General features: G+C 38.8%; 10 protein-coding genes, 1 tRNA gene and 1 riboswitch. Of the genes, 10 read left to right on the top strand and 1 reads right to left on the bottom strand.

The window, feature by feature from the left end:
- Positions 1 to 17: 17 nt before the first annotated feature.
- The 4 genes from HMPREF0634_RS01220 (at position 18) to HMPREF0634_RS01205 (ending at position 2184) form a co-directional block, all read left to right on the top strand.
- Positions 18 to 88: transfer RNA gene (locus HMPREF0634_RS01220), tRNA-Cys, on the top strand.
- Between the two features lie 144 nt (positions 89 to 232).
- Entirely contained in the window at positions 233 to 601 is a 369-nt protein-coding gene (locus tag HMPREF0634_RS01215; RefSeq protein ID WP_007788252.1) for a GntR family transcriptional regulator, read from the top strand.
- Between the two features lie 3 nt (positions 602 to 604).
- Positions 605 to 1333 (top strand): ABC transporter ATP-binding protein, encoded by a 729-nt coding sequence (locus tag HMPREF0634_RS01210; protein WP_007788261.1) that lies wholly within the window; start codon positions 605 to 607, stop codon positions 1331 to 1333.
- The gene (locus tag HMPREF0634_RS01205) at positions 1327 to 2184 is read left to right on the top strand and encodes a hypothetical protein (RefSeq protein ID WP_007788254.1); all 858 of its coding nucleotides are present in this window, start codon (positions 1327 to 1329) and stop codon (positions 2182 to 2184) included. The genes HMPREF0634_RS01210 and HMPREF0634_RS01205 overlap by 7 nt, the downstream gene beginning before the upstream one ends.
- Positions 2185 to 2285: 101 nt before the next feature.
- On the opposite strand, the gene HMPREF0634_RS01200 is transcribed toward HMPREF0634_RS01205, so the two are convergent.
- Positions 2286 to 2642, bottom strand: coding sequence for a NifB/NifX family molybdenum-iron cluster-binding protein (locus tag HMPREF0634_RS01200; protein ID WP_007788268.1), 357 nt, complete (start codon positions 2640 to 2642; stop codon positions 2286 to 2288).
- Between the two features lie 279 nt (positions 2643 to 2921).
- Between HMPREF0634_RS01200 and HMPREF0634_RS01195 the strand changes: the two genes are divergently transcribed.
- From HMPREF0634_RS01195 to thiC, 6 genes are all read left to right on the top strand, one after another.
- A complete protein-coding gene (locus HMPREF0634_RS01195; RefSeq protein ID WP_007788263.1) occupies positions 2922 to 3305 on the top strand; it encodes an ArsR/SmtB family transcription factor in 384 nt (127 codons plus the stop codon).
- Positions 3306 to 3348: 43 nt separating this feature from the next.
- Positions 3349 to 5565, top strand: coding sequence for a heavy metal translocating P-type ATPase (locus HMPREF0634_RS01190; protein ID WP_007788256.1), 2217 nt, complete (start codon positions 3349 to 3351; stop codon positions 5563 to 5565).
- Between the two features lie 153 nt (positions 5566 to 5718).
- Positions 5719 to 6645 carry an AEC family transporter gene (locus tag HMPREF0634_RS01185; RefSeq protein ID WP_007788272.1) on the top strand — a complete coding sequence of 309 codons (927 nt, stop codon included), beginning with the start codon at positions 5719 to 5721 and terminating at the stop codon, positions 6643 to 6645.
- Positions 6646 to 6715: 70 nt separating this feature from the next.
- Positions 6716 to 6821, top strand: a riboswitch (TPP riboswitch).
- A gap of 74 nt (positions 6822 to 6895) precedes the next feature.
- Positions 6896 to 7717, top strand: a complete 822-nt coding sequence (thiD, locus tag HMPREF0634_RS01180; RefSeq protein WP_007788266.1) for a bifunctional hydroxymethylpyrimidine kinase/phosphomethylpyrimidine kinase — start codon at positions 6896 to 6898, stop codon at positions 7715 to 7717.
- 65 nt (positions 7718 to 7782) lie between these two features.
- Positions 7783 to 9237: a hydroxyethylthiazole kinase gene (gene thiM, locus HMPREF0634_RS09440; RefSeq protein ID WP_007788270.1), complete on the top strand. Its 1455-nt coding sequence runs from the start codon at positions 7783 to 7785 to the stop codon at positions 9235 to 9237.
- A gap of 149 nt (positions 9238 to 9386) precedes the next feature.
- Positions 9387 to 10691, top strand: coding sequence for a phosphomethylpyrimidine synthase ThiC (gene thiC, locus HMPREF0634_RS01165; RefSeq protein ID WP_007788260.1), 1305 nt, complete (start codon positions 9387 to 9389; stop codon positions 10689 to 10691).
- The last annotated feature ends 224 nt before the right edge of the window (positions 10692 to 10915 follow it).

Raw genomic sequence — 10915 nt, 5'->3', positions numbered from 1 at the left:
GTACAATTTTATAGTACGGCGACATAGCCAAGTGGTAAGGCAGTGGACTGCAACTCCTTGATCTCCAGTTCGAATCTGGATGTCGCCTCTATAAGAAAAACCTAGTTATTCATGATGAGTAACTAGGTTTTTTATTTTTTTAAAAAAAGTGCTTGACATAATATATGCCAGGATGTATTATTGTATTAAAGAATTAGTACAACAGTACAGTAATACAGAGAGGAGTATATATATGGCATATGTTTTTGATAATAATGTACCCCTATATCTACAGGTAATAGATATAATTAAGAAACAGATTATAGCGGGTATATACAGACCAGGCCAACAGTTAGAATCCGTAAGAGCTTTAGCAGGGGAATTTGAAATAAACCCCAACACCATACAGAGGGCCCTACAGGAACTAGAAAATCAGAATTTAGTATTTTCACAGAGGACTAGGGGTAGGTTTGTAACGGATAATTTGGACTTGATTAGGGAAGAGAGGTACAAGATGAGTCAGGTTTTAATAAAGGAATCAATTGAGGCCCTATATTCACTTGGTTTTGACAAGGAAGAGATAGTGGAAGCATACAAGAAAATTTTATTTGAGGAGGAATAAGAGATGGCTATAAATAAGGAAGATCTTATAAGTGAAAATACAATTTTATATGTAGACCAGGTTAGAAAGTCATATGGTAAGAAGAGGGTTTTAAAAAATATGTCTTTTTCCATAGAGAGGGGCAAGATAGTTGGTTTCTTGGGGCCAAACGGTTGTGGAAAGACTACTCTTGTAAAATTGATAAATGGTCTAATACCAGTAACGGATGGTGTCATCATGGTTGGTGGAAATAGGATAGGTAAGGAGACAAAGGCAATTATATCCTACCTGCCAGAGAGGACCTACCTAAATAACTGGATGAGGGTTAAGGATATTTTGGATTTCTTTGAAGACCTATTTGAAGACTTTGATAGACATAGGGCAGAGCTGATGTTCAGTGATATGAAAATAGACCTAGATGAAAAGTTGAAAAACCTATCTAAGGGCACAAAGGAAAAAGTTCAGCTGGTTTTGGTTATGTCCAGACAGGCAGAACTATATATACTGGATGAGCCTATAGCAGGTGTTGACCCAGCTGCCAGGTCATATATTATGAAGACAATTTTGACAAACTTACCGGAAGACAGTAGTCTCTTGATAGTTACTCATCTGATAAGTGATATAGAGACTATATGTGATGAGATTATCTTTGTAAATGATGGTAGTGTTATGTTACATGAGGAAACAGAGACTTTAAGAGAAAAATACGGCAAGTCTATAGACGCTATTTTTAGGGAGGAATTTAGATGTTAGGAAAATTGATAAAATATGAAATAAAGTCAATATACAAGTACTTTTTGGTCTTGTATGCCGTTATTATAGCAGGAGCATTCACATCCTATGGTACTATAAGTGCATCTAGTGGTTTACTTTCCAAGTTGGGATTTAGTTCATTTATTTTGTGTATATTCGCTATGATGGCCCTTGGTGTTTTGCTTTTGATATTTACAATTACACGATTCAATACTTCGCTTTTAGGAGATGAAGGTTATTTGATGTTTACAGTACCGACGTCCACTCACAATATCATTTGGTCAAAGGCTATAGCAATATTGATATTTGATGTGCTTTCAGTTCTAATAGTGTGTCTAGTGATGGGAGGATATATATTTTTTGTTGGTGACTTGAATTTTGCAAATTTAGATAAAGAGCTTGTTGAAGTACTTAAACTAGTTTTTAGCAAGCCTGGAACATACTTAATCATATTTTTAAGTATAATTAATATGTTTATTACATTTATCTCATCTATAATGATTATATATGCTGCACTTTCATTTGGGCAGATGCCAACATTTAAAAAGCATAAAAATCTATCTGCTATAGGATTTTTTGTTGGATTCTCAATAATTTCTGAATATGTAATTACTAGGCTTGGATTTGATAGAATTGAACATCTTTTGGATTCCTATGGGGCTGAGTACTCTAGAGTGGTTGGTAATGTAGATGCGTCAAATATAATGCAAATAATGAGTAGTAAGATAGATATAAGCTTACATTATTTTTCAGGGGTAATGTTAATCATGTTATTGATGTCCTTGGTTGAAGTAGTAATTTTATACGCAATCACTTACCATATCTTAAACAAGAGGTTGAACCTGGATTAGAAATTTTAAATATTAATTATAGATAAAAGAAGGACTAGTTGGTAGGGTGCAAGTGGCACTGACTACTGACTAGTCCTTTATTATTATAATATCTATTTATCCTAGTGGTGGCATGAAGAGTGGTCGCCGTGACCAGCACAGTTAGCACCAGCATCTTCTAGTTTGCCTGCCAGGTAGTTTTCTACTGCTACTTGTGGGTCTCCTACAATACCAGAGAATGACTTAACTCCCTTGGCAGCAAGTCCATCTATGGCACCCTGGCCCATACCTGAAGTGATGATTACATTTATCTTGTTCTGAAGAACAAAGTCTGGCATACTAGAGCAGTGGTTGCCCTGAGTGTCCAATTCTTCTCTTGACACAATCTTGCCATCTTCTACAGTAAATACTGAAAAATTCTTTGCGTGACCAAAGTGGCCACAAATTACACCATTTTCTGTTGTTACACCTATTTTCATATCTAAACCTCCTATTGACATATAAATTAATCATAATATAAGGGGCTGATAAATAAGGCTATGAACCTTATTATAAGCAACCCTACCTACATTCTACACTTAAATTAAAAAAAATCAAAAATATTATTTACAGATCTAAGTTAAAAGAGTATAATTAGGTTAAAGCAAATATATGAATAGATATTCATATATTTGTTTTAAAACAGGATTAGTAATAGATTAAAAGATATATATAAGGGTCTAGCAACTAGGAGGACCTTGATTAAAAAGGAGGACAAGATGCCATTAAAAAAGTTGACAGACGACAATATAGAAGTATGTCAGGACTACTGTATACATGAGGATAGGATAGAGGCTGTAAAGAAAGATAAGCCAACAGAGGAAATGGTGTATGACCTGGCAGAGCTATTTAAGGTATTTGGTGATGTGACCAGGGTGAAGATTATATACGCCCTTTTGGAAAGGGAGATGTGCGTGTGCGATATAGCAAACTTGCTAGAAATGACCCAGTCAGCAATTTCCCACCAGTTAAGGGTCTTAAAAAAGGCTAGGCTGGTAAAGTTTAGGAAGGAAGGTAAGACAGTCTTCTATTCCCTTGATGATTACCATATAGACAAGATTTTTAGTTTTGGTCTAGACCATATAAAGGAAATGTACTATTAGAAATTATTATTTTTAAGTATTTTTTGAATGAAAGGTGTTAATTATGAGTAGGGTAGAGATTATGATGGGTGGCCTAAATTGTGCCCACTGTGCAGGCGTCATAGAGGAAAAGGTTAGGGCCAGGGAAGAGGTTGATACCGCTAACCTAAACTTTGTCAATAAGAAACTGGCTGTAAATATAAAAGAAGACTACGACAAGGACCAGGTGGTTGACCAGTTGATAAGTATAATAGATGATACTGAGCCAGGTTTGGATATTAGTCTAAAGATAGGTGGTCATACCATGTCTGCTGGTGATTTCAGGTTGGGCCTAAGTGGTCAGGTAGACCAGGTCAAGACAGGAGAATATAGGCCAGATCATGAACATGGGCACGAGCATGGGCATGAGCATGAGGCAGAAGGATCGAAGAAGTTATTATTTATTTCTATTATCCTATATGCCGTGGCCATGCTAGGAAAGAGGTTTGGACTACCATATCCAGCCTACCTGGTTTTCTTGGCTATAGCCTATGTCTTGTCCGGTAAGGATGTCTTGATAGCAGCAGTCAGGAATATCATGAGGGGTAATGCCCTTGATGAAAACTTCTTGATGACTATAGCCACTATAGGTGCTGCAGCCATAGGTGAATATCCAGAGGCCGTAGGGGTTATGTTGTTTTATGGGGTAGGTGAAGCCCTAGAGGATTTGGCTGTTGGCAGGTCCAGGAAGAATATAGAGGGCTTGATGGATATAGCCCCACAGGTGGCCAACCTATTAGTAGATGGCCAGGTGGTGGAAGTTGCACCAGAAGATATCAAAATTGGTGACAGGATAGTCGTTAAGGTTGGTGAGAGGGTGCCTCTTGATGGAATAATAGTCAAGGGGGCTAGTAGGTTTGATACTTCTGCTATTACAGGGGAGTCGGTACTTAGGTCAGCCAGGGCAGGTGAGGAAGTTTTGTCTGGTGTCATCAACAAGGAGGCCCTTATAGAAGTAGAGGTAACTAAGTTATACCAGGATTCAACTGTTGCCAGGATACTGGATATGGTGGAAAATGCCAGTGCCAACAAGTCTAATACAGAGAACTTTATCAGTGTGTTTGCCAAATACTATACACCTATAGTAGTGGGTCTTGCAGTAGCTATTATCATATTGCCACCACTAGTGGGAGGCCAGGATTTTAAAACATGGTTATACAGGGGCTTGATTTTCTTGGTTGTATCTTGCCCATGTGCTTTGGTCTTGTCTATACCTTTGACTTATTTTTCAGGTATAGGGCTTGCATCTTCAAAGGGTATCTTGGTCAAGGGTAGTAACTACTTAGACGCCCTAATGTCAGTCAAGACTATAGTTTTTGACAAGACAGGAACTCTTACAGAGGGAGTCTTCAAGGTAGTAAATATAAACAGGGCTGATGGGGTAGAGGAAAAAGACCTGATGACCTATGCCTATATAGCAGAATCATCTTCAAACCATCCTATAGCCAAGTCTATACTTGCCTGGTGTCAAGAAGCTGGCCTGGATAAGAATCTTGATAAGTCCATGCTTGTCTCATACCAGGAAATACCAGCCCAGGGAATCAAACTTGTCTATGAGGGCCAGGAAATTCTGGCTGGTAATGCAAGATTGATGGAAGCAGAAAAGATAGATTATAAGGAAGTGAAAAATTCTTCAACAAAGGTATATATTGCTGTCGATTCATTATACAGAGGTTGTGTAGAAATAGCAGACCAAGTAAGGTCAGGAATCAAGGATGCTCTTGCAGATTTAAAGGGCTTGGGAGTAGAAAATCTGGTTATGCTGACAGGTGATAGTGAAGATGTCGCTAGAGAACTTTCCAGGGACCTGGGACTTACTAGCTACCAGGCCAATCTACTTCCTAACCAAAAGGTGGAAATAGTAGAAGGTATGATGAAGGATATGCCAGACCAGGCCAAGCTTGCCTTTATAGGTGATGGTATAAATGATGCTCCGGTAATTGCCAGAGCAGATGTAGGTTTATCCATGGGAGGCATAGGTTCTGATGCAGCCATAGAGGCTTCTGATATAGTAATAATGACAGATGAAATGGCAAAATTGCCTACAGCTATTAGAATATCTAATATGACCAAGAAAATAGTATGGCAGAACATAGTCCTTGCTATTGGTGTAAAAATCTTAGTTATGGTCTTGGGTACTCTTGGTATAGCCAATATGTGGATGGCAATTTTTGCAGATGTTGGTGTTGCCCTATTGGCAGTAATAAACTCCCTAAGGGTATTGGCCTATAAACCACAATAAAAAAATTAAATAAACTCCTCTCTTTAGTTAATTATATAAGATCATAAAAAATAATGTCATAATATATATAATTATTTCTGGATTCGGCTAGATATGTTTAAAGTTATATGTTATACTACTATGGTGATTTTACAAGAAGAGAGGAGAATTTTTTTGCAAGTTGTTTTTACTAATGTTCTGATATTGTTTATGCTCTTATTTTTGGGTTACCTAATAGGTATAAAGAAAATAGTTGCACATTCATCTATTAACGACCTAACAAATTTGGTAGTGGATGTGAGTATGCCATGTACCATCGCCCTATCTATGGTAAGACCCTTTGATGCCAGGCTCTTGGGTGATGCTATAAAGGTAATGGTGGCAGTTTTAATATTCCAGTTATTCCTATCTGGTCTAGCTTATTATGCTGCTAAGATTCTAAAGGTAGACCCTAAGAAGTCAGGTAGTTGGATATTCTCTTTGGTATTTTCAAATAATGCTTTTGTTGGATACCCTCTTATGTACGCCCTTTATGGTAATGATGGACTATTCCTTATGGCCATGGGTAATATTGTACAGAATGTCTTGATATTCTCTTTAGGTATAAAGCTTATAACTCTAAACTACAACCTAAGAGATCGTATCAGGCTTAGACACATAATCTTCACTAAACAGAATATAGCGGTAGTAGTAGGTATGTTTATATTCTTCTTACAGATACCAGTTCCAAAGCCTGTGCTTACCCTGGTAACTTATGTAGCCAACCTAACAGTTCCACTATCAATGATGGTAGTTGGTATGTCCCTGTCCAGGTATGATGTTAGTAAGATGTTCACTGACAAGGAGGCCTACAGGTTAACAATCATCAGGATGGTTTTACTCCCTCTTGTAATGGTAGCTATATTTAAGGGCTTAGGAATTCAGGCCAACCAAAATCTGCCATTGGCAATCCTGTTCTTTACAGCAGCCTTACCTGCGCCAGCTTTTACGACTATAATGGCAGAGAGATATAATACCAGTATAGAATTCTCGTCAAAGTGCGTTTTCTTGACGACTATAATCAGTATATTGACAGTGCCTATACTAGCAGGCTTGTTATAATATAAACTAAGTAATTATTTAAACTTTTATTGTCACGGGGGCGTCTTTGTGATATTATAGGTTTAGAAAATTTAATAAGAAGGGGAGCTGATAAATTGGCTGAGAAAAGGATGTGAGCCTTGACCCTAGAACCTGATTTGGATAATGCCAACGTAGGAAGAATATATAATAGGATTATTAAGCATGTACCAAAGGGTGCATGCTCTTTTATTTTCCTGGGAAATTTACTAATTATTCAGGAGGGATTGATATGAAGAAAGTTTTGACCATTGCTGGATCTGATTCTAGTGGAGGGGCTGGTATTCAAACCGATCTGAAAACATTTGCAGCATTAGGGGTTTATGGTATGTCTGCAATTACTGCCATAACAGCCCAAAATACCCTGGGTGTAAAGAGGGTAGAAAGAGTCTCTGCCTCCATGGTCAAGGATCAAATAAGGGCAATCTTTGAGGATATAGAGGTAGATGCAGTCAAGATAGGCATGCTGGCTGAAATCGATATAATAGAGGCGGTTAGGGATTGTATAGACCTATACAGGCCAAAGTTTGTGGTTTTAGACCCGGTCATGGTATCTACATCGGGGTTTGACCTACTTAACAGCCAGGCAAAAAAGGTTTTGATAGAGGGTCTGATACCGCTTGTGGACTTGATAACACCAAACTTGGCAGAAACGTCCTGTATCCTAAACCTTATAGGAAGGGCTGGCCTAGATATAGACAGTTGGGCAAAGATGAAAGAGGCCGGGATGATAATTGCAGGTCATACTGGCAAGAATATCCTTGTAAAGGGGGGCCACCTAATGGATAGGCCATGTGATGTTCTGGTTACCAATGATGGTAGGGTCTACAAGTATGACCACAAAAGAATAAATACTAAAAATACCCACGGGACAGGATGTACGCTTTCGTCAGCCATTGCAGCTAATGTAGCCAAGGGATATGGCTTGGAAGAAGCCGTGTCCAGGGCCAAGGATTTTATAAGCAAGGCTATTGAAAACTCCCTGGATATAGGTAGGGGTTGTGGACCTACCGACCCTATGGGGGATATTTACAAGAGTCTGGGTATGGCTTAAGCCCAATGATTGCCAACTGGAAAAGGGTAAGATACTTCAAAATAATTAGCAGGGAGGTGCTAAATTTGAACAAGGAAAGATTGATAGAGGACCTATGTGAGGCCATAGTAAACTTAAGAGATAAAAAGCCCCTAATAGAGCAGGTTACAAACTATGTCACAATAAATGATTGTGCCAATGTGACCCTAGCCATAGGGGCATCACCGGTAATGGGTGATGGCTTTGAAGAGGTTGATCAGATGACCATGATATCTGATGCTTTGGTCATAAACTATGGAGTTATTAATGGTGCATCCCTAAAGACCATGATAAAGGCTGGCAAGACAGCCAATAAACATAATATAGGGATAGTCCTAGACCCGGTTGGGGTTGGGGCAACTCAGTTTAGGAATGAGGCAATAGTCGACCTCTTGACCCAAGTCCATCCAACAATAATAAAGGGTAATGCGTCAGAGATAATGTCACTTTCAGGCATGAACACTAAGTCAAAGGGGGTAGACTCTAGTGCAGATAGTTTAGAGGCCATAGATGCAGCCCTTAAGGTCGCAAGAGACCATAGGTGTGTATGTGCCGTAACGGGAAGGATAGATATAATCACTGATGGTAGGTATATAGTCAAGATATATAATGAGTCAGACCTCCTATCATACATAACGGGTACAGGTTGTATGATTACATCCTTGGCAGCCAGCTTTTTAGGAGGGGGAGCAAGTCCCCTGGTAAGTGCAGTTGGCGGAATCTTGGCCATGTCCATAGCAGGTGAAGAGGCAGCTATTAGAGAAAATGAAGAAAATAATGGAATTGCCAGCTACAGGGAAGATGTAATGAACAATATCTATAAGTTCAACCAGTATTCTATCAGGGATCTAGCCAATATAGAAGTGGAAAAGGTAGAGTACAAGTACCCTCTTTATCTGGTAACAGATGAAAAGGCCTGCAAGGGGAAGGACTTCTATGAGTCTGTTGAGGCCAGTATCAGGGGTGGGGCCAAGATAGTTCAATTAAGGGAAAAGAATATGGATACCAGGGACTTTTTTAAGAGGGCTCTTAAACTAAAAGAAATCTGCCACAAACACGGTGTTGATTTTGTTATTAACGATAGGTTGGATATAGCTATGGCCGTAGATGCCGATGGGGTCCACCTGGGTCAGTCTGATATGCCAATTGAAAAGGCAAAGGAGATTTTGGGTCACAAGAAGATAATAGGTATATCTGCCAAAAATATGGAAGAGGCCCTAGAGGCCCAAAAGTATGGGGCGGACTATATAGGTGTAGGGGCTATATTTGCCACAGATACCAAGAAGGATTCAGGACTTATAGACCTAGAAACCCTAAAAGATATGACTAATCAAATCAATATACCAGTTCTAGCGATTGGCGGTATAGGTTTGGGCAAGCTTGGTTATCTTAAAGATACAGGCATAGATGGTATATGTGTAATTTCTGATATACTGGGCTCAGATGACCCTGAGAAGAGGACTAGAGAGCTTCTGGAGGAATATAGGTCTATAGATGTCTAGAGGTTTTTAGTTAAAAGAAAATCGATAATATAAATAAGGTATAAAAATAAATATTATATGTAAATATATATTTTGTGTAAGGAAGTATATAGATAAGAATAAGAGTCTAAAAAAGGCTTAAGAAAAATAAAAAGGAGAATAAATACATTATGTACAAGACACAGATGGAAGCAGCAAAAAAGGGAATATTGACAGATCAAATGAAGAGGGTGGCTGAAAAGGAACATATGGATCCCCAGTTATTGATGGAGAGGGTTGCCCAGGGTAAGATTGCCATACCAGCCAATGTTAACCACAAGAGCCTATTAGCAGAGGGTGTAGGTCTAGGTCTTAGCACTAAGATAAATGTAAACCTTGGTATATCAAGAGACTGTCCAGATGTAGACAAGGAGTTGGAAAAGGTAAAGAAGGCTATAGATATGAAGGCAGAGGCTATTATGGACCTATCTTCATTCGGTAAGACAGAAGAGTTTAGAAAGAAGTTGATAGCCATGTCATCTGCCATGATAGGAACAGTTCCAGTATATGATGCCATAGGTTTTTATGATAAGGAGCTAAAGGATATAACAGCAGATGAATTCCTTGATGTAGTCAGGAAGCATGCCAAGGATGGTGTAGACTTTGTAACTATCCATGCTGGTATGAACAGGGAAGCCATGAAGGTATTCAAGAGAAACAAGAGAATCACAAACATAGTGTCTAGGGGTGGGTCTCTAATGTATGCCTGGATGGAATTAAATGATGCAGAAAATCCATTCTTTGAAAGATATGACGAACTACTAGATATATGCCAGGAGTATGACTTAACTTTGAGTTTAGGGGATGCCTTGAGGCCAGGTTGTATAAATGATGCAACAGATGCCTGTCAGATAAAGGAATTGACAACTCTTGGGGAATTGACACTAAGGGCATGGGAAAAGAATGTACAGGTAATGATAGAGGGACCTGGCCACATGGCTATAGATGAAATAGAGGCAAATGTCAAGCTAGAAAAGAGACTTTGTCATGAGGCCCCATTCTATGTGCTTGGTCCAATAGTTACTGATGTAGCCCCAGGATACGACCATATTACATCTGCCATAGGTGGTGCCATAGCAGCAGCAGCTGGTGTAGACTTCCTATGCTATGTAACTCCTGCTGAACATCTGAGGCTACCTGATCTTGATGATATGAAGGAAGGTATAATAGCAACTAAAATAGCTGCCCATGCTGCAGACATAGCTAAAAAGCTGCCTCATGCAAGGGACTGGGATAACAAGATGGCCAAGGCCAGGGCTGATATAGACTGGGAGGCTATGTTTGGACTAGCCATGGACGAAGAAAAGGCAAGGAAGTATAGGGCTGAATCAACTCCGGAGCACCAGGATACTTGTACTATGTGTGGAAAGATGTGTTCTATGAGGACTATGAAAAAGATAATGTCAGGTGAGGACCTAAATATCCTAAGAGACTAGCCAAAACCTGATTTGAGAAAATAAGTAGTTATTAAGCAAAAAGTACAATATTTAGCCAATTGTATTTCATATAAAAAAGAGGCTGTTCATGTGGCAGTCTCTTTTTATATCATATATTTAGATAAAAAAGATACTTCAAAAGAAGAAAATAAAAAAACTTTCAAAAATGTGTTGACAATAAACCCTAAAGATGTTATTATTAATGAGTCGTCAAAAACGACATG

Origin of the sequence: Peptostreptococcus stomatis DSM 17678, assembly GCF_000147675.1 — a bacterium.
In the GTDB taxonomy this organism is placed as follows: Bacteria; Bacillota; Clostridia; order Peptostreptococcales; family Peptostreptococcaceae; genus Peptostreptococcus; species Peptostreptococcus stomatis.
The sequence above is the reverse complement of the archived record's forward strand: the minus strand, read 5'-3'. Positions and strand labels throughout refer to the sequence as shown.

Excerpts from the sequence above, each read along its gene's own strand:
- HMPREF0634_RS01190 (WP_007788256.1), top strand. The coding sequence starts at position 3,349 with ATGAGTAGGGTAGAGATTATGATGGGTGGCCTAAATTGTGCCCACTGT.
- HMPREF0634_RS01210 (WP_007788261.1), top strand. The coding sequence starts at position 605 with ATGGCTATAAATAAGGAAGATCTTATAAGTGAAAATACAATTTTATAT.
- HMPREF0634_RS01205 (WP_007788254.1), top strand. The coding sequence starts at position 1,327 with ATGTTAGGAAAATTGATAAAATATGAAATAAAGTCAATATACAAGTAC.
- HMPREF0634_RS01215 (WP_007788252.1), top strand. The coding sequence starts at position 233 with ATGGCATATGTTTTTGATAATAATGTACCCCTATATCTACAGGTAATA.
- thiC (WP_007788260.1), top strand. The coding sequence starts at position 9,387 with ATGTACAAGACACAGATGGAAGCAGCAAAAAAGGGAATATTGACAGAT.
- thiD (WP_007788266.1), top strand. The coding sequence starts at position 6,896 with ATGAAGAAAGTTTTGACCATTGCTGGATCTGATTCTAGTGGAGGGGCT.
- HMPREF0634_RS01200 (WP_007788268.1), bottom strand. The coding sequence starts at position 2,642 with ATGAAAATAGGTGTAACAACAGAAAATGGTGTAATTTGTGGCCACTTT.
- HMPREF0634_RS01195 (WP_007788263.1), top strand. The coding sequence starts at position 2,922 with ATGCCATTAAAAAAGTTGACAGACGACAATATAGAAGTATGTCAGGAC.